This window comes from Streptomyces sp. NPDC048275, from assembly GCF_040652275.1.
Taxonomy (GTDB): Bacteria; Actinomycetota; Actinomycetes; order Streptomycetales; family Streptomycetaceae; genus Streptomyces.
In genome coordinates, this window is sequence record NZ_JBEZLR010000026.1 from 1 (window position 1) to 16,890 (window position 16,890).

Annotated in this window: 14 protein-coding genes; 6 read left to right on the plus strand and 8 right to left on the minus strand. The window is 68.3% G+C overall.

From position 1 onward, the window contains the following. Positions 1–572 precede the first annotated feature (572 nt). From AB0D57_RS17760 to AB0D57_RS17770, 3 genes are read right to left on the minus strand one after another with little or no spacing between them, the layout of a single operon-like run. Positions 573–1,439: a sugar phosphate isomerase/epimerase gene (locus AB0D57_RS17760; RefSeq protein ID WP_362072920.1), complete on the minus strand. Its 867-nt coding sequence runs from the start codon at positions 1,437–1,439 to the stop codon at positions 573–575. After that, positions 1,436–2,458: a Gfo/Idh/MocA family oxidoreductase gene (locus AB0D57_RS17765; protein ID WP_362072923.1), complete on the minus strand. Its 1,023-nt coding sequence runs from the start codon at positions 2,456–2,458 to the stop codon at positions 1,436–1,438. Before AB0D57_RS17765 ends, AB0D57_RS17760 begins: the two co-directional genes overlap by 4 nt. 49 nt (positions 2,459–2,507) lie before the next feature. After that, complete coding sequence (locus AB0D57_RS17770; RefSeq protein WP_362072926.1) at positions 2,508–3,935, minus strand: sugar porter family MFS transporter; 1,428 nt, start codon at positions 3,933–3,935, stop codon at positions 2,508–2,510. 1,082 nt (positions 3,936–5,017) lie between these two features. Here AB0D57_RS17770 and AB0D57_RS17775 point away from each other — a divergent pair. Further along, positions 5,018–5,797 (plus strand): SDR family NAD(P)-dependent oxidoreductase, encoded by a 780-nt coding sequence (locus AB0D57_RS17775; RefSeq protein ID WP_362072929.1) that lies wholly within the window; start codon positions 5,018–5,020, stop codon positions 5,795–5,797. A 684-nt stretch (positions 5,798–6,481) separates the two neighbouring features. Here the strand turns inward: AB0D57_RS17775 and AB0D57_RS17780 are convergent. Next, positions 6,482–7,477 (minus strand): LacI family DNA-binding transcriptional regulator, encoded by a 996-nt coding sequence (locus AB0D57_RS17780; RefSeq protein ID WP_362072932.1) that lies wholly within the window; start codon positions 7,475–7,477, stop codon positions 6,482–6,484. Positions 7,478–7,885: 408 nt separating this feature from the next. Continuing rightward, positions 7,886–8,029: a hypothetical protein gene (locus AB0D57_RS17785; protein WP_362072935.1), complete on the minus strand. Its 144-nt coding sequence runs from the start codon at positions 8,027–8,029 to the stop codon at positions 7,886–7,888. A gap of 105 nt (positions 8,030–8,134) precedes the next feature. On the opposite strand from AB0D57_RS17785, the gene AB0D57_RS17790 reads away from it, so the two are divergent. After that, on the plus strand, positions 8,135–9,139 hold the full coding sequence (locus AB0D57_RS17790; protein ID WP_362072938.1) for a LacI family DNA-binding transcriptional regulator: 1,005 nt from the start codon (positions 8,135–8,137) through the stop codon (positions 9,137–9,139). A gap of 44 nt (positions 9,140–9,183) precedes the next feature. Here AB0D57_RS17790 and AB0D57_RS17795 read toward each other — a convergent pair whose 3' ends face one another. Genes AB0D57_RS17795 through AB0D57_RS17805 form a run of 3 tightly spaced genes read right to left on the minus strand, consistent with a single transcriptional unit; the run spans position 9,184 to position 12,837 of the window. Beyond that, positions 9,184–10,134 (minus strand): glycosyl hydrolase, encoded by a 951-nt coding sequence (locus AB0D57_RS17795; protein ID WP_362072941.1) that lies wholly within the window; start codon positions 10,132–10,134, stop codon positions 9,184–9,186. 30 nt (positions 10,135–10,164) lie between these two features. Then, positions 10,165–11,493 carry an enolase C-terminal domain-like protein gene (locus AB0D57_RS17800; RefSeq protein WP_362072944.1) on the minus strand — a complete coding sequence of 443 codons (1,329 nt, stop codon included), beginning with the start codon at positions 11,491–11,493 and terminating at the stop codon, positions 10,165–10,167. 24 nt (positions 11,494–11,517) lie between these two features. Further along, the gene (locus AB0D57_RS17805) at positions 11,518–12,837 is read right to left on the minus strand and encodes an ABC transporter substrate-binding protein (protein WP_362072947.1); all 1,320 of its coding nucleotides are present in this window, start codon (positions 12,835–12,837) and stop codon (positions 11,518–11,520) included. 264 nt (positions 12,838–13,101) lie between these two features. Here AB0D57_RS17805 and AB0D57_RS17810 point away from each other — a divergent pair, with 264 nt between their 5' ends. The 4 genes from AB0D57_RS17810 to AB0D57_RS17825 are packed head-to-tail and all read left to right on the plus strand — an operon-like array spanning position 13,102 to position 16,835. Beyond that, entirely contained in the window at positions 13,102–14,067 is a 966-nt protein-coding gene (locus AB0D57_RS17810) for a sugar ABC transporter permease (RefSeq protein ID WP_362072950.1), read from the plus strand. Then, complete coding sequence (locus AB0D57_RS17815) at positions 14,064–14,930, plus strand: carbohydrate ABC transporter permease (protein WP_362072953.1); 867 nt, start codon at positions 14,064–14,066, stop codon at positions 14,928–14,930. The genes AB0D57_RS17810 and AB0D57_RS17815 overlap by 4 nt, the downstream gene beginning before the upstream one ends. A gap of 7 nt (positions 14,931–14,937) precedes the next feature. Further along, positions 14,938–15,513: a DUF624 domain-containing protein gene (locus AB0D57_RS17820; RefSeq protein ID WP_362072956.1), complete on the plus strand. Its 576-nt coding sequence runs from the start codon at positions 14,938–14,940 to the stop codon at positions 15,511–15,513. After that, the gene (locus AB0D57_RS17825) at positions 15,510–16,835 is read left to right on the plus strand and encodes a Gfo/Idh/MocA family oxidoreductase (protein WP_362072959.1); all 1,326 of its coding nucleotides are present in this window, start codon (positions 15,510–15,512) and stop codon (positions 16,833–16,835) included. The genes AB0D57_RS17820 and AB0D57_RS17825 overlap by 4 nt, the downstream gene beginning before the upstream one ends. Positions 16,836–16,890: the final 55 nt, after the last annotated feature.

Below are 16,890 nucleotides of genomic sequence, written 5' to 3' on the forward strand. Positions count from 1 at the left end.
CCCGCCGACGCGTCAACGTCCTGTGGGCCCTGATCCGTGACCGACGCTGCTACCAAGTCACGCTTCCAGCTTCCGCAGCCGGTTGACAACAGCATGAGGAAGCGAAGGGGCTCAGTCGACGGCGCCGGCCGAGGGCGGATCGACGTCCGGCACGAAGAGCAGCAGCAAGAACTCCATCTACGTCATCGCGGCAAGTCCGACGAACCGTTCTGCTCCGCAGTCAAGCGGTTGAGGCCGCGACGAAGCTGGTGAAGGCGGGGCGGCAAGGTCACCTACCTCGGCCCGCAGAACTACGACAACCTCAGCCCGGACGTCGCACAGCTGACGCTGGCGCAGTCCCCGAGCCGACGGAAAGGACCATCCCCGTACCCAGAGGGAGGGGGATGGTCCTTTCCGTCGGATCTTGCGTGCGATTTCTCCTCGACCAGGAGATGTTCCGGGCGCGGACTGGAGTCACCTGGCGAGGACCGGGCGCCGACCGTGCAGAACCGCGTGTTGACCCGCGCGACGGCCTAGCCTAAGGCTAGTGGCAGAGGTCGGTCAGGAAGGGCCGCTGGGCGCTCCACCAGGCTTCAGGCGGCGAGTTCCTTGCGGATGCGGTCCAGCATGAATGCCGATGACTCGCGGGCCCGTTCCTCCCAGGCGAAGACGCAGGCGGTGGCGACGCCGTCGAAGTTCAGCTCGCGCAGGGTGCCGAAGAAGGCATCCCAGTCGACCTCGCCCTGGCCGATGTCGAGGTGCTGGTGGATACGCGCCGGGGTGCCGGGCGGGTTGAGGATGTAGCGCAGGCCCGACGATCCCTTGTGGTTGAAGGAGTCGGCGATGTGGACGTGCTGGAGCTTGTCGCCGGCGTAGCGCATCATCGCCCCGATGTCCGCCGTCGGGTCGGCGCCGGACAGGTGGAAGGAGTGCGGGGCGCAGTAGAGGTAGTTCACCCACGGCTTGTTGATCGCCCGGACGAGGTTGACTGCGGGGGTGCTCTCCTCGCAGAAGTCGTCTGGGTGGGCCTCCAGGTTGAGGGCGATGCCCTCCCGCTCGAAGATCGGCATTAGCTCCTCCAGCGAGCGCCAGAAGGCGGCCTCGCTCTCGGCGGCCCGTTCTGGGCGGCCGTTGAACTCGGAGTTCATCAGTGGGCATTCGAGGTCGGAGGTGATCTCGATCATACGCTTCCAGTAGCGGACGGCGGCCTGCCGCTCGGTCTCGTCCGGCGAGGACCACTTGTACAGCGGCAGGACGGACGACAGCTGCACGCCGTGCCGGCGCAGGGACTGCTTGAACTCCGCGACGCGCTCGTCGTCCGCGCGCGGGTGCAGGAAGAACGGCATGAAATCGTCGCGGGGCGACAACTCGATGTACTCATAGCCCAGTTCGGCAACCGTGCGCACCATGTCGTCGATCGGCAGGGCGCGGAACATGTAGGGGTCGAGGGCGATCTTCACGAGGCACTCCGGGTGGTGTAGAAGGCGGGACGGGGCTTCATGTCCATATCGACGGTGCGGCCCGACTTCCGTGCTTCGACGGTGGCGTTGGAGATGACGGTCGCGGCGTAGCCGTCCCAGGCAGAAGGGCCTGTGGGCTCGTTGCCCGCCGCGAGGTTCGAGATCCACTCGCGGAACTCGGTGTCGAAGGCGTCGGCGAAGCGGCCCACCCAGTCGGTGAGCACCTCCGTGCTGTGCTGTCCGGCGGTGCGGACACCGACGGTGGCCGGGTCGGGTAGCCGGACCAGGCCCTTCTCGCCGACGGTCTCGCACTGGATGTCGTAGCCGTACTGGCAGTTGACGAAGACCTCGAGATCGATGCGGACGCCTTTCGCGGTCTCGAAAAGCATGATCTGCGGGTCCTTCAGGTGCGGGTACCGCTTGCTCGTGGAGCGCGGCAGGACCACCTGGGCGGAGACGATCTCGTCGTCGAGGAGCCAGCGCAGTACGTCGATCTCGTGAACCGCCGAGTCGAGCGCGGCCATGTCGGAGGTGTACGACTCCGGCACGGACGGGTTGCGGTGAGCGCAGTGCACCATCAGCGGCTCGCCGATGCGGCCGGAGTCGATGGCTTGCTTCATTTGCCGGTAGCCCTGGTCGTAGCGGCGCATGAAGCCCACCTGGACGAGACGTCGGCCGTGCGCCATCTCGGCCTCCACGATCCGCAGGCAGTCCTCGACCGTCGTGGCCAGGGGCTTCTCGCAGAAGACCGGCTTGCCGGCAGCGATCGCGGCCAGCACGTGCTCCGCGTGGGTGGGGCCCCAGGAGGTGACGAGCACCGCGTCGACGTCGTTTGCCGCGATCAGTTCACCGCCGCTCGCGAACACCCGGGCGCCGACCCGGGCCGCGGCCTCCTCGGCGCGCGCGGCGTCGATATCGGTGACCGCGGTGACCTGGGCGCCGGTCACGGTCTCAGTGAGACGACGGATGTGTTCCTGACCGATCCAGCCGGCCCCGATCACTCCTACGCGCATAGTCATGGGGGTTCCTTTCTACGCCCCGGGCGCATGTGCCCCGGGCGGGGAGTGTTCAGGAAAAACGTGCCTTGAGCTCGTGCTCCAGGCCTTCGAGCGTGCGGCCGCGCGTCTCGGGCACGTACCGCTTCACGAAGGTCACCGCGAGGACACCCAGGGCGACGAAAACGAAGAAGGTGTTGGACACGCCGACTGCGTCGACCAGGACCGGGAAGCCCAGCCCGATGAGGAAGTTGGTGATCCACAGGGCGAAGGCGGCTATGCCCAGACCGAAGCCCCGCATCTTGAGCGGGAAGATCTCGGAAAGCATCAGCCAGGTCACGGGGGAGATCGCGCCCTGCTGGAAGGCGAGGAAGGTGACGGTCATGGCGAGAACCGCGAACGCGCGGCCGTCACCGGCAGGCAGCACCAGGGAGAACACGCCGATCAGCAACTGGGCTGCGATGGTACCGAGCTGACCGATCATCAGCATCGGGCGCCGGTTGACGCGGCCGAGCAGCCAGATACCGACGAAGGTGGCCAGCACGGAGATCACGCCGTTGGCGATGTTCGCGGTCAGCGCGCTGTCCGCGGCGAAGCCGGCGTCGGTGAGGATCTGTGTGCCGTAGTACATGATCGTGTTCACGCCCGTGATCTGCATGACGATCGCGATGCCGATGCCGACCAGGACCAGCTTGCGCACCCACGGCACCCTCAGGTCGTCCCAGCCGCCGAGCTTCGCCTTCTCGTCCTCGACGGCCATCGCCGTGACCTCGCTGAGCTCGGCCTCGGCCCGCTGCTCGGAGCGGACCTGCTTCAGGACTGCCAGCGCGTCCGCGTACCGGGCCTTCGAAGCGAGCCAGCGCGGGCTCTCCGGCATGACCAGCATGCCGAACCACAGCGCTACCGCGGGCAGGGTCGCGACGACGAGCATCCAGCGCCAGATGCTGGCCGACTCATCGCCGACATTGGCGATGATCGCGTTGAAGGTGAACGCCGCCAGCTGACCGCTGACGATCATCAGCTCGTTGCGGGTGACCAGGCGACCACGGCGCTCGGCGGGCGAGATCTCCGCCAGGTACACCGGCACGGTCACCGAGGCACCACCGACGGCGAGTCCCAGCACGAAGCGTGCCACGACCATCAGTTCGGTGTTCGGGGCCAGGGTGCAGCCGAGCGTTCCGAAGAAGAACACCACGGCGATGAGCAGGATGTTGCCGCGCCGGCCGCGCGCGTCGGACAGCCGGCCACCGAAGAGCGAGCCGAACGCCGCACCGAGCAGCAGCGAGCTGGTGACCAGGCCCTCGGTGAACGGGGTCAGGCCCAGGTCGTCGGTCATGTACGGCAGGGCGCCGTTGATGACGCCCGTGTCGTAGCCGAAGAGGAGTCCGCCGAAGGTGGCGATGACGGTGATGATCCGTAGCCGCCGACGGACGGGTGGCGGGGCGTCGTCGACGAGGGTGGATGGCATTCGGGCCTGGGTGGCGTCGTCCTTGACGTCCATGGCCGTCTCCTGTCATGTGTTGTTTCAGGGGTGGAGTTCGGCAAGGGTGGGGGAACAGGTTGGTGCCCTAGCCATAGGGGGCGACGTCGATCAATCGGGAGCTTCGCCGAGCGAAGCGCCCGCTCCGATGCGTCCCCCCCGCAGGCACTTCAAACAGTTTCACGATGGTGTCCTCTCGGCTCCCGCTGACCCCGAGATGTGAGGTGGGGATGACAGACTGATTTCGAGCGCTCTACTAGCGCGCTCTAGAGCGGTACGATGGCGTCATTCAAATGTCATGTCAATAGCTTCGCCACGAACTTTCTGGGCGTCGAGGCGCTGCGCGAGCAAGGGGCAAGGGACGCTGACCATGCCTTGGTCTCGGGTGGCCACAGAAGGAGGGCGGACCGGTGGATGTGTCGAGCGGGCAGTGTCCCACCACGGCGGATGCTGCCGCGACGGCAGGGAGCGCGTGGTATGGGTCGCCGACGAGATCGGCTACCGCCCCGCCAGGCGGCCGGCTGCTCGCACGTGGCCGTAGCCGCCTGCTGGGCGTGACGATCGCCTTGCGCCACCCCTTCCACGCGGACCTTGGCGGGGCGTCTACCCGGAGGCCGAGCGGATGGGCCATGCGTCTTGCTTTCCGCCACCGCTCCGGGGCGCGGAGAGGTCAATGCGGTCGAAGCCTTGGGGCTGCGATCCTCCTGGGCCGAGTGGCCGAGGTCATGGACGGCCTGCGCTTCGACCCGGGCAAGCACCGCATCACCTGCCCGACGCTCCTGCTGCACGGCGACCAGGACCCCTCGCTCGCTACGAGAACCAGAAGCCGTTCGTACCTGCTTGCGGGCCCTGTAGGCGGCCTGGTGGCAGGCGGGCCGGGCGTAGATCGCGTTACGGCTGTGGCCATGCCCGAGGGCGAACCCCTCCGACGGTCTTGGGAGACCGGTGGCCGATTGACCCACGCTTTTCCAAGGTCCCCGTCCTGGATCGTTGACGTATTGTCATTGGCCGGTCAAGTAGAGGTTTGCCAGGATCGACCCCGGCAGGCTCACGTCAACGGAAAGCCTCGCTCAGAGGCGTGTCCACGAGTGCGAGGAGACGCTGTGCAGCACAACCGCATACATCGCGACAGCGGCGAGAGCCGCGTCGCGATTGTTACCGGCGCCGGCTCGGGAATCGGACGGGCGACGGCACTGCGGTTGGCCGCTGACGGCTACCGCGTCACACTCGCCGGCCGACGCGAGTCTGCGTTGAAGGAGACCGCCGGGCTGATCAGCGGTTCTGGCGCGCTGGTTGCGATCTGTGACGTCACGGACATCGACTCGGTGCAGGCCATGGTCTCGGCGACCATGCAGACGTTCGGGCGTATCGACGTGGTCGTCAACAACGCCGGGATCTCACGGAGTGGGGTGTTTCCTGCCGTGTCCGTGTCCGAGTGGCGCGAGGTGATGGCAGCGGACGTGGAGTCCGTCGTACTGGTCACCCAGGCGGTGTTGCCGTTCCTGATGGAACATCGTGGGAACGTCGTCAACGTCGCCTCGGTGGCTGGCCTCGGCGGCGACCGAGGCATGACCATCTACAACACGGCCAAGGGTGCGGTGGTCAACCTGACCCGTTCACTGGCGGTCGAGTTTGCCGCGCAGGGGGTGCGGGTCAACGCCGTCGCTCCGTCGCTGACCTCCACCGACGCGACCGCGGACATCCCACCGGAGGATGTCGCGGAGTTTCTGCGGCGCATCCCGATGGGCCGGGCAGCCGAGCCGGCCGAGGTCGCTGACGTGATCGCCTTCCTCGCCGGCTCCGACGCGCGGTTCGTCACCGGTGTAGTCCTGCCAGTCGACGGAGGGCTGCGGGCCGGAAGCGGCCAGCCGCCACACAGGTGACCGGATGCGACTAGGTTGGTCCGTAGGATGTGCACTTCGGCCACTCTGGGTGTCACCACCCCGGCCAGAACCGCCGAGTCGCTACGAAACGACGAGCCCCGCTCAACCGGCCTGGGGACGCCGAAAGCGGGGCTCTTATGCGGTTCTGCATTCGTGGCGGCGGGTATCGAGATTCCTGCACCATAAGGGCCAGGAACGACTGGAGCAGGAGTAGTACCGGGCCGAGTTCGAACGGCTGCTCGGTGTGTTCGACGGCGTACGTAGTGGCTGTTGCCCGCGAGGCGATCAACCACGCCTTTACCACCGAGCCCCACCATGGCACTCGACTGCTTGGTGCTGGACCACCTGACCCTCTGACGCAGAGATTCGCCATCCGGCAGGGTTTTCAGAGAACACCTCGCGGGCGACAGTCATGCCGTTGAGTGCGGCGGGGAAGCCAGCGTAGGCGGCGATCGCTTCGACGACTTCCTCTCGCAGTTCTGCGACAAGTGGCGTCTGGGCCGCGCTGCCGTCCTGCGGTGGGCCCGCGACGGTACGTCCAGCGCGGCATCGTTGAGCTGCCCGAAGCCCTGCGGAAGCTCCCGCCGCTTGTAGACATCGACTGGCGCGCATACCGCTCGCCATCGCCTCGAGTCGCTGCTCGCGGAGAGAAGAACGCTCGCCGCGGCGCTGGAGGTGTACAGGTCACCCTTCCCGCGGCGGCCCGCTCGTCCCCCGTACCACCAGTTTTGGATCCAGCACCGCCTCACGCGGCTCCAACTCACCGCTTTCCAGCCGCTCCACAGCGAACCGCACCGCGTACTCGGCAATGAGAACCGCATCCTGACGAACCGTCGTCAGCCCGATCGGCATCACATGCGACAGGTGACTGTCATCGTAGCCGACGACCGACACCTCGCCGGGGACGTCCACGCCCTCCCGGGTAAAGGTCATCAACAGGCCCATCGCGCACCGGTCATTGCCCGCGAGAATGGCCGTAGGCAGAGCGAGCCCCCGGTCACGTTCTGCAAGCAACAGGCGCCCAGCCTCGATGCCCGCGTCCTCGTCATGAGCGCCCGGAATCACCCGGATCTCCCCGGTCAGGCCGGCTCGACGCATCGCGTCGCGGTAGGCGCGGCGCCGCTCCACCGAGCCGGACTGCCTACCACCGTCGACGTGCACGATGCGCTGGTGGCCCAGCTCGACGAGATGGGCCATGGCCTGCCGAACGCCCTTACTCTCGGCCGAACGGACGCTGTCGACGTGCGCGCCCGGCACCCTCCGACCGACCGAAACGGTCGCTGTGCGGTGGCCCAGGGCATCCAGGTCCGTGGTGCCGGCCGCCGGCCCAAGCAGGATCAGCGCCCCGCAACGGTGGCTGAGCAGCGCCTCGATCGACTTGGCCTCGTTGCGGCCGGGTGCGTTGGCGGAGAGCAGGACCTCGTAGCCAAGGCGCTCGGCCTCCGGGTAGATGCCCTCGACAAGGTCTGCCTGAAAGGGCTGGTGCACGGTGAACATCACACCGAGCGTGCGGCTGCGGCCCCGCGCAAGCAGCCGGGCAGCACTGTCGGGGTGGTAGCCGATCTGGTCGGCGACGAGCAGTACCCGGTCGCGGGTCTCCCGGCTCGCCCCTGGCTGGTTGCGGAAAATGATAGAGACCAACGCCCTCGACACCCCCGCCTTGGCAGCGACGTCCGCCATCGTGGGCCGCCGTTTACCCGTTGAGTCCACGCGTGAACCGTCCTCCCGTGCTACCGGCACCCGCTCGTCTCCCGTACAAGCTCAGGCGGCTAGGAAATCTCCCGGCAACAATCTATTGACATGACATTTGAACAGAGTGATAGTACTCCTACTAGAGCGCACCAGTAGAGCGCGACTGTTAACCTCGGCCCCCTCCTCGTTTAGCCGCTCGCCACCTTCGTCGGCATCTACCTGTTGCGGAGGAAAAACCGGTGTCCGATGCTGATGATCGGGCAGCTCGGCACCATCGCCGCCCAGCTACTGATCGGCCTCTTGGCGGGGGGACTCGAAGCCGAGGTAGCCGAGCAAACGGATCTGCATGACACAAACTCCTGTCACCAGTGGGGGATCTACGGTTGAGAAGGGGGTTCAGAAGGCGTACGGGCCGAAGCGGCCCCAGGCGACGACGACCGCGAGGGCGAGCAGCACCATGTTGAAGGCGATGGCGCCGGACTCCTTGCGCCGGGTGGAGCCGGAGATCAGCGCCACCTTGCCGTTCAGCCTGTCTCCCACCGCACGCCCACACGGTCGTGATCAAGCAGTTCCTCGACATTGGGGTGCAGAACCTGCTCGCGATCACGCGTTGACGCTCGCGGGCAAGGGTGTCAACCTCGGCACGTGCAGGTGACGATTCGGGAAGTCGCGAAGGAGGCCGGGGTTTCCCCGTCCACGGTATCCCGGGCGCTCGCGCCCGGGGGGACGGTGAGTGAGGTCACGCGCGAGCGGGTACGGGCCGCCGCGGATCGGCTCGGTTACCGGCCGAACCGGGCCGCGCGGGGCCTGATCACCGGTCGTACGGGACATGTGGGTGTGATCGTCCCGGACCTGCTCAACCCGTTCTTCGCGGACATCTGCAAGGGCGTACAAGCCCGTGCCCGAGGACTGGGCCACACGGTGTTCGTCAGCGACACCGAACGGGACGAGGGCCTGGAGATGGACGCGATCCGGACGCTCACCCCCGAGGTGGACGGCCTGGTGCTGGCCGCTCCGCAGCTGAGCAGCGAGGAACTGCGCTCACTGAACCGCGTCACCGACAAGCCGATCATCCTGCTGCACCGCAAGGAGCCCGGTTTCGCCAGTGTCACCGCCGACCTGGTCGAGGGCATGACGGACGCGCTGACCCACCTGCATGCCCTCGGTCATCGCCGCATCGCCTATGTGGGCGGCCCCCGCAGCACGTGGACCGCGCAGGAGAGGGCCGCCGGGATCGACGCCATGTCGACGTCCGACAAGGTCGAGATCATCCAGGTCGGCAGCGTGGCCCCGCACTTCGACGGCGGCGTCACCGGCGCCGCCGACGTGGTGCTGGCCAGCGGGGCGACCGCGGTGGTGGCCTTCAACGACATCGTCGCCTTCGGTCTGATCAGCCGGTTCACCGCGCGCAGGGTGCGGGTGCCGGACGAGATGAGTGTGGTGGGCTGCGACGACATCGCGCTGGCCGGGATGGCCGCGCCGCCGCTCACCACGGTCCATGTACCCAAGGCGCATGCGGCGCGGGCCGCAGTCGATCTGCTGTTCCGCATTCTCGGTACCCCGGCGGGCGAGGATGTCGAGCCGTTGCAGCGGGTGTTGCCGACGCATCTGGTGGTGCGCGGGTCGACGGCGGCGATCGGGCAGCCGTAGCGGACCGCGCGACCGCGCACCGAGTTCCTGGAGGCCTCAGGGCCTCAGTCGTCCGGTATGCCGAGGTCGATCTCGTCGTCCGCGTCCCTGTCGCACACCAGCGTCCCGTCTGCGACGCGGAGTGTGGCGGCCTGGATGGCCGACCGGCGGTCCGCGTACGTCTCCTCGTCGCGGCCCTCGCGATCCGGGTGGGTGAAGTAGAAGATCGTGGCCGAGTCGCCGGGGCCGCCGGGCTCCTGGCGGTTCGGGTGCACGACGACGTCGGCGTGCAGGGCCGGGCCCTGGTCGTCCGGGCGTGAGCCGCTCTTGTCGAGGATGATCCCGCGGCGCTCCCACGTGTCCAGGTCGTCCGACCGGTAGACCCGCTGGCCGTCCCAGGCGTCGATGACGAGCCAGGTGTGTCCGCCGAGTTCGAAGACGTTCGGCCCCTCGTGCGGGATCTCCGTGATCACCGGGCCAACAGTGCGCCAGGTGTAGAGGTCGTCGCTGTCGGCCGCGTAGGTGTGCTGGCCAGCGACCGAGTCCTTGTACCAGAGGCGGAATCCGCCGCCGGGCTTCGGGTGGACGCAGGCGTCGATGGCCTGGCTGGTGTCGAGGGAGATCGGCCCGTGGTGCTCCCATCGCACGAGGTCGGCCGAGGTGTAGTGATGGATGGTGCGGGTGTCCCGGCCCGAGTAGGCGGGGACACCGCGGATGTAGCTGACGTACATGTGGTATCGGTCCTCGTGCCAGAGGATCTCCGGGGCCCAGAACGTGTTCCGGCCGAACTCCCACTCCAGACCGGGGACGGTCCCCCGGTAGGTCCAGCTCGCTCCCCGGTCGGCAGAGGACGCGACACCCAGGTCGGTGCCGTGGAACCAGGACTGGCGCGAGCCGGGCGCGTCGGCCCGGCGGTTCGTGTAGACCATCCACCACTGGCGTTCGGCGCGGTTCCAGATGACGGTGGGATCCGCCGCACCGTCGTGGATGGGGTCCCTGAACAGGGGTGCGGTCATGTTTCCTCCATGTCCTTGGCCAACCAGAGTTCACCACCGGGGCAGCGTCGGGTCGAACTCCGGTACCACGCTGCGCAGATACGCCACGTCGTCGCGGTGCTCGCGTCCCAGCGACAGGTACGTGGCGTGCAGCCGGTCCACCGCGGCGCGGTCGAGCTCGACGCCGAGTCCCGGACCGCGCGGCACCTGCACCGATCCATCGATGAACGTCAGCGCGCCCGGCACCACTACGTCCTCCGCCGCGTTCCACGGGTAGTGCGTGTCGCAGGCGTGGTCGAGCGCGGGCGTGGCCGCCGCCGCGTGGGTCATGGCGGCGAGACTGATCCCGAGGTGCGAGTTGGAGTGCATGGACAGCGCCCAGCCGACGGCCTCGCACACGGCACCGAGCGCGACGGTGGCGCGCGGCCCGCCCCAGATGTGGTGGTCGCCGAGCACAATCCGTACGGCTCCACGCTCCAGTGCGGGGCGTACGGTCTCCAGCGAGGTCACGCACATGTTCGTGGCGAGCGGGAGCGAAGTACGCGCAGCGACGGCAGCCATATCCTCGACGCCGGCCACCGGGTCCTCCAGGTATTCGAGGACACCCTCCAGCTCGCGGACCGCCCACAGAGCGGTCTCCAGGGTCCAGGCGGCGTTCGGGTCGAGCCTCAGCGGGTGGTCCGGGAACGCGGCGCGCAGCGCCTGGACCGCCGCGATCTCCTCGTCAGGCGGGAAGACCCCGCCCTTCAGCTTCAGTGACCGGAATCCGTACCGGTCCACCATGCGCTTCGCCTGGGCGACGATGCCTCCCGGGTCCAGAGTCGCACCCCATTCGTCCTCGCCCGCGCCCGGGTGTCCGGCCCACTTGTAGAACAGGTAGCCGCTGCAGGGGACGGCGTCGCGAACCCGGCCGCCCAGCAGGTCGACCACCGGTACGCCCGCCAGCTGCCCCTGCGCGTCCAGGCACGCCACCTCCAGCGCCGCGTACACACGCCGTACGTCGAAGGCGGGCGCGGGAATCGGGGCCGGCCCGCGAGACCCGGTCGAGCCGGTACGGTCGGCCCAGCGCCGCCAGGGTGCGTCGGGCCCGTACGCGACGCCATCCGCGCGCCCGGCCAGGAGTTCCCCGACCAGCCGGGACAGCCCCGCCGTCTCGTACACACCGGTGCCGGACAGGCGCGAGCCCGCCAACTCCAGCCAGTCCAGCTGCCAGGCGTGCCCGACACACTCGCTCAGGCCCGTCACTTCTCCGCCGCGGCCGTCGTCCACGACCAATTCGAGGACCGCGCGCAACACATGGGGTTCGTGCACGCCGTCGGCATTGAGGAGTGGGGGATCTCGGAAGGCTGTAGGGGTGACCCGTAGTTCCCGAATGATCATGCGCGACAGCCTCCGGTACGCAACTCAGCCCTGAGGGACGGTCGTGTGGTATTTGTCGACCATCTTGGCCGCGGCCCCCCGTACGTCCTGCTTGCCGAAGAGCAGATCCTCGTAGACCCGCCTGAATTCCAGCTTGTCCTCATCGGAACCGGACGGGGGTACGGGAGCCGACGCGAACCGTTTCTCCAGCGCGACCACGTATTCGTACACGACGCGGTCACCGCCCGTGAGACTGGAGGCGAGACGGTCCATGACCCCCCGGTTGGGCGGCAGTCCGCGCACCACGCCGAGGATCCCGCCCGCGGCCGGATCGTTGAGCAGGAAGTCGAGTAGCAGCGCCGCCTCCCGTTTGTGTGCGCAGCGTTGCTGTACGCACATCGCTCCCGCGCCTGCGGTCAGCCCGAGCGGCGCGCCGGAGGAGAGGGTGGGGAAGGGGATGGCCGCGACGTCGCCGTAGGCCTGGAAGTAGGGCGTGGCGGTGGAGGTGATGTTGAACTCGGCGGTGGCCAGCTTGCGTACCAGCGGGGAACTGTCCGTCGAACCGTCGTAGGAGGCGGTCACGTTGGGCGGGGTGAAGATGCCCTTGTCCCGCAGTCGTGCGGTCAGCTCCCAGAACGCGGTGAGATCGGCGACGGTGAAGCCGAGCGAGCCGTCGGCCTTGTAGATCGACTTGCCGCGCTGGACGAGCCAGACGTTGAACGTCTCGCTGTAGCCGCCGAAGTCGGTGATCGCGGCCCTGTCGGGCGCGGCCCGTTTCAGGGCCGGTCCCACCTCGGCCAGGAGGTCGTCCCAGGTCCAGCCGGCCTTCGGGAGGCCGATGCCCGCCTTGCGCCAGATCGCGGGGTCGACGAAGAGCGCCTGGGTGGAGATCCCCGTGGGCACCGCGTACAGCTTGTCGCCCAGCCGGTTGCCGTTCACATAGTTGCGGGGTATCTGGCCGAGAGAGACGCCGGAGAACTCGGATCCGTCCAGGTTGGCGATCAGTCCGTCGGCGGCGTACGCGCGCAGCTCGTAGTAGTCCATCTGCAGCACGTCGGGGCCGCTGTTGGCCGCGACTTGCGTGGCGAGCCGTTGGAAGTAGGCCTGGTATCCGCTGAACGAGGTCGTGACCTTGATCTTCGGATGGCGGCGCTCGAAGAGCCGGATCGCCTTGGCGGTGGCGACATTGCGGTCGTCGCCGCCCCACCACTGGAAGTTGAGCGTCACCGTGCCATCGGCAGACGTCTGTCCGGCGCCGCAGCCGGCGGTGGCCGCGCCAAGACCGAGGGCGCCGAGCGAGGTGAGCACCCGGCGGCGCGAGGGCGAGGGCGGGGGCGAGGGCGGGGTGGAGGCAGAGGTGGGCATACGGCGTATTGCTGGCATCGCGGGCCTTCGCTCGACGGGGAGGGGGGGCGGCGGGAGAACCGGAGCAGGGGCGGAGGAGCAGTGCAAACGTTGCCATCTTGTTTCTGGATGGCCCGGAAGTTACGCGGGCCGATGGAGCCGCGTCAATGCCAACTCCCAAAGAAACAGGGAATGAATAGGTCACGTCGCCCCTCTTGCCGCAGCCAGAGACGCATGCAAACGTTGCCGCCGTCATCCATCCTCACTGTGGAGGAGCAACCCACGATGGCCCAGGCAACCGCCACGCCTCGCACGCTGCGCCGACCACGCGGCGGCGTCACCGACGACAACTCCTCGGCCGGACGCCGCCGTTCACCCGCCCTCTCGGCACATGTCTTCCTCGCCCCCTGGCTGATCGGCATCGTCGCACTGACCCTGGGGCCGATGCTCGCCTCGCTGTACCTGTCGTTCACCGACTACGGCCTCTTCACCGCCCCGCACTGGGTCGGCCTGGCCAACTACCGGTACATGCTGGAGGACGACCGGTTCCTCGCCTCCATAGGCGTCACCCTGCGATACGTCCTCGTCGGTGCCCCGCTCAAGCTCGCCGCCGCGCTCGCCGTGGCGCTGCTGCTGAACCGAGCCCGCCGCGGCGTCGGCCTGTACCGTGCCGCGTTCTACGCCCCGTCACTGCTCGGCGCGAGTGTCAGCGTCGCCCTGGTATGGCGTTCCCTGTTCGCCACTGGCGGGTTCACCGACCGCTCCATGGCCTTCTTCGGTCTGCATATCGGCGGCCTCACCGACAATCCGGACTACGCCCTGTACCCACTGATCACGCTGACCGTCTGGCAGTTCGGCGCCCCCATGGTGATCTTCCTCGCCGGGCTGACACAGATACCGAAAGAGCTGTACGAGGCGGCCTCGATCGACGGCGCCGGCCGGATGCGCACCTTCTTCTCCATCACCCTGCCGATGCTGACGCCGGTCCTCTTCTTCAACCTGATCCTGGAGATCATCCACTCCTTCCAGTCCTTCACCTCCGCGTTCGTGATCAGCGGAGGTACCGGAGGCCCCTCGGACTCGACGCTCCTGTACTCGCTCTACCTGTACGAACAGGCCTTCACCAACTTCCACATGGGATACGCCTCCGCGATGGCCTGGGTCCTGCTGGCCGTCATCGCACTGGTCACGTTCCTCGTCTTCCGCAGTTCCCGAATGTGGGTCTTCTACGGACAGGAGGACGCGTCATGACCACCACAGCAGCACCCACGGCCACGGCCACCGCTCCCCTGCGTGGCGCGCTCTGGCACATCGTCTGCGTGGCCATCGGGCTCGTCCTGCTCTACCCGGTGCTGTGGCTGCTCACCGCGTCGGTGAAGTCCGGCACCGAGATCATCTCGAATCTGAACCCCGTCCCCGAGGTCTTCACCCCGGGCAACTACGCCAAGGCGGCCGACGGGGTCAGCGGCATCTCGCTGTGGCGGCTGTTCGGCAACTCGCTGCTCATCTCGGTCGGCACGGTCGTCGGCAACGTGCTGTCGTGCTCGCTGGCCGCCTACGCCTTCGCCCGGCTCCGCTTCCGCGGTCGCGGCCTGTACTTCGCGGTCATGATCGGCACGCTCATGCTGCCGCTGCACGTCGTACTGATCCCGCAGTACATCATCTTCCAGAAGCTGGGCATGGTCGGCACCTACCTGCCGCTGATCCTGCCGAAGTTCCTGGCCACCGAGGCGTTCTTCGTCTTCCTCATCGTCCAGTTCATCCGGAGCCTGCCCCGCGAACTCGACGAGGCGGCGGTGCTCGACGGCTGCGGCCCGTACCGCACCTTCTGGCACGTCATCATGCCGCTGCTCAAGCCCGCCCTGGTCACCACGACGATCTTCTCGTTCATCTGGAGCTGGAACGACTTCCTCCCCCAGCTCATGTATCTCGCCGACCCGCAGACCTACACACTCCAGCTGGGCCTGCGGATGTTCGTCGACCAGTCCGGCAGCGCCGCCTACGGCCCGATGTTCGCCATGTCCGTGCTCACGCTCGTCCCCGTGCTGCTGTTCTTCCTCGCCTTCCAGCGGCTGCTGGTCGAGGGCGTCCAGACGTCCGGGCTGAAGGGGTGACGCCGACATGCGCCGTTCCTGGTTCGCTCCCTTCGCCGACTGTCTGCTGCTCGGCGTGTTCCTGCTGGTCTGCTCGCTCCCGGTGGTCACCGCCTTCCCGGCCCTGGTCGCCGGCTGCACGGTGCTGCGCCAACAGGCCTACGGCGGATCAGAAATGACACTAAGTCAGCTGATCGCGGCGTTTCGCCGGGTGCTGCGCTCGGGGTACGCCGTCTGGCTGGTCCCGAGCGCCGTGCTGGCCCTGCTGTGGCTGGACGCACTCGCGTTGGACGCCCACGGGCCCGGCCTGGGCGCCCCCGTCGCCGTGGCCACCGCAGTCGTGGCGGCGCTGGCGCTGCGGTGCGCGGCCGGCTGGCGCGAGGCCACCGCCTGGCGGACGGTCGGCATCGCCGTGTTCCGCTCGATGCCCCAACAGCCGCTCGTCCTCGCGCTGCTGGCCGGGTCCGTGGTGGCAGCCGCCGTGCTGCTCGCCATGTCCCCCGTCCTCCTGCTGATCGTGCTCGGCCCACTCGCTCTCGCCGCCACGGCCGCCGACACCTGGCGGCCGCTGTCGTTCCCGCCTTCCCGAACGGAGACCGCATGACCTCGGGCACCACACACCGCCGCCGCTGCGCCATAGTGGGACTGGGTGCCCGCGCCCGGCTCTTCACCCAGGCGCTCGCCGGTCCGAACGCTCCCTACGCGGACCGGATCGAGCTGGTCGGCCTCTGCGATATCAACGCCCACCGGACAGCCGTCCACAACGGCTGGCTCGACACCTCCGTGCCCGCCTACCCGGCCGATGACTTCACGGAGATGCTGCGCCGCGAACGCGTCGACCTCGTCGTGGTGTGCAGCGTGGACCGCACCCACGACCGCTACATCGTCCAGGCCCTGGAAGCGGGCTGCGACGTCGTCACCGAGAAACCGATGACCACCGACGCCGACCGCGCCCGCCGCATCCTCGACGCCCAGCGACGCACCGGACGCGAGGTGCGGGTCGCCTTCAACTACCGCTACAACCCGGTGCATTCGGCCGTACGCGAGAGCCTCGCCGCCGGTGAGATCGGCGAGGTCGGCTCGGTGCACTTCGAGTGGCTGCTCGACCTACGGCACGGCGCCGACTACTTCCGCCGCTGGCACCGCGACAAGGCCAACTCCGGCGGCCTGATGGTGCACAAGGCGACGCACCACTTCGACCTGGTCAACTGGTGGCTGGGCAGCGAGCCCGAGACCGTGTACGCGCAGGGCGGCCTCTTCTTCTACGGCGACGAGGCCGGCCGGCGCCGCGGTCTGGCCCGCCCCTACGCCCGCGCCCACGGCTCCCCGGCGGCCGACGGCGACCCCTTCGCCGTACGCCTGGCCGACTCGCCCGTGCTCAAGTCGCTGTATCTGGATGCCGAGCACGAGGACGGCTACCACCGCGACCAAAACGTCTTCGCACCCGGAGTGACCATCGAGGACGACATGGCGGTCCTCGTCCGCTACGCCTCCGGTGCCACTCTGACGTACCACCTCACCGCCTACTCGCCCTGGGAGGGCTACCGGATCGCCTTCAGCGGCAGCGAGGGACGCCTTGAGCTGCTGGTCGAGGAGTCCACCTGGACCCGCCCCGACGTGCGGACGGACGGCACCTCCGCGGTCCTGCACGGTGAGCTGGCCGACGACGGGGCAGGGCGCACCGAGTTGCTGCTGCGCCGGTTCTGGGAGCGTCCGCGCGAGCTGAAGGTCGCCACTGGCGAGGGCGGCCACGGCGGCGGAGACGTACGCATGCTCGCCGACCTCTTCGGAGAGCGTGCCCCGGATCCCCTGGGCCGGGCAGCCGACGCGGCCGACGGAGCCCGGTCCCTCGTCACGGGGCTGGCGGCGAACCAGTCCTTCGAGACGGGCCAGCCGGTAAGGGCCCGCGACGTGCTCACAGTGTGAGCCCGTTGGCCGACCGTCACGAACCTGCCCGCGTCGATCTCGGTGCCCGTCCCAG

What these genes read in the sequence shown, in the direction of transcription:
- AB0D57_RS17800 (WP_362072944.1), bottom strand. Translation starts at nt 11,493, where the DNA reads ATGATCATTCGGGAACTACGGGTCACCCCTACAGCCTTCCGAGATCCC.
- AB0D57_RS17780 (WP_362072932.1), bottom strand. Translation starts at nt 7,477, where the DNA reads ATGGCGGACGTCGCTGCCAAGGCGGGGGTGTCGAGGGCGTTGGTCTCT.
- AB0D57_RS17805 (WP_362072947.1), bottom strand. Translation starts at nt 12,837, where the DNA reads ATGCCCACCTCTGCCTCCACCCCGCCCTCGCCCCCGCCCTCGCCCTCG.
- AB0D57_RS17825 (WP_362072959.1), top strand. Translation starts at nt 15,510, where the DNA reads ATGACCTCGGGCACCACACACCGCCGCCGCTGCGCCATAGTGGGACTG.
- AB0D57_RS17810 (WP_362072950.1), top strand. Translation starts at nt 13,102, where the DNA reads ATGGCCCAGGCAACCGCCACGCCTCGCACGCTGCGCCGACCACGCGGC.
- AB0D57_RS17765 (WP_362072923.1), bottom strand. Translation starts at nt 2,458, where the DNA reads ATGACTATGCGCGTAGGAGTGATCGGGGCCGGCTGGATCGGTCAGGAA.
- AB0D57_RS17795 (WP_362072941.1), bottom strand. Translation starts at nt 10,134, where the DNA reads ATGACCGCACCCCTGTTCAGGGACCCCATCCACGACGGTGCGGCGGAT.
- AB0D57_RS17820 (WP_362072956.1), top strand. Translation starts at nt 14,938, where the DNA reads ATGCGCCGTTCCTGGTTCGCTCCCTTCGCCGACTGTCTGCTGCTCGGC.
- AB0D57_RS17815 (WP_362072953.1), top strand. Translation starts at nt 14,064, where the DNA reads ATGACCACCACAGCAGCACCCACGGCCACGGCCACCGCTCCCCTGCGT.
- AB0D57_RS17770 (WP_362072926.1), bottom strand. Translation starts at nt 3,935, where the DNA reads ATGGACGTCAAGGACGACGCCACCCAGGCCCGAATGCCATCCACCCTC.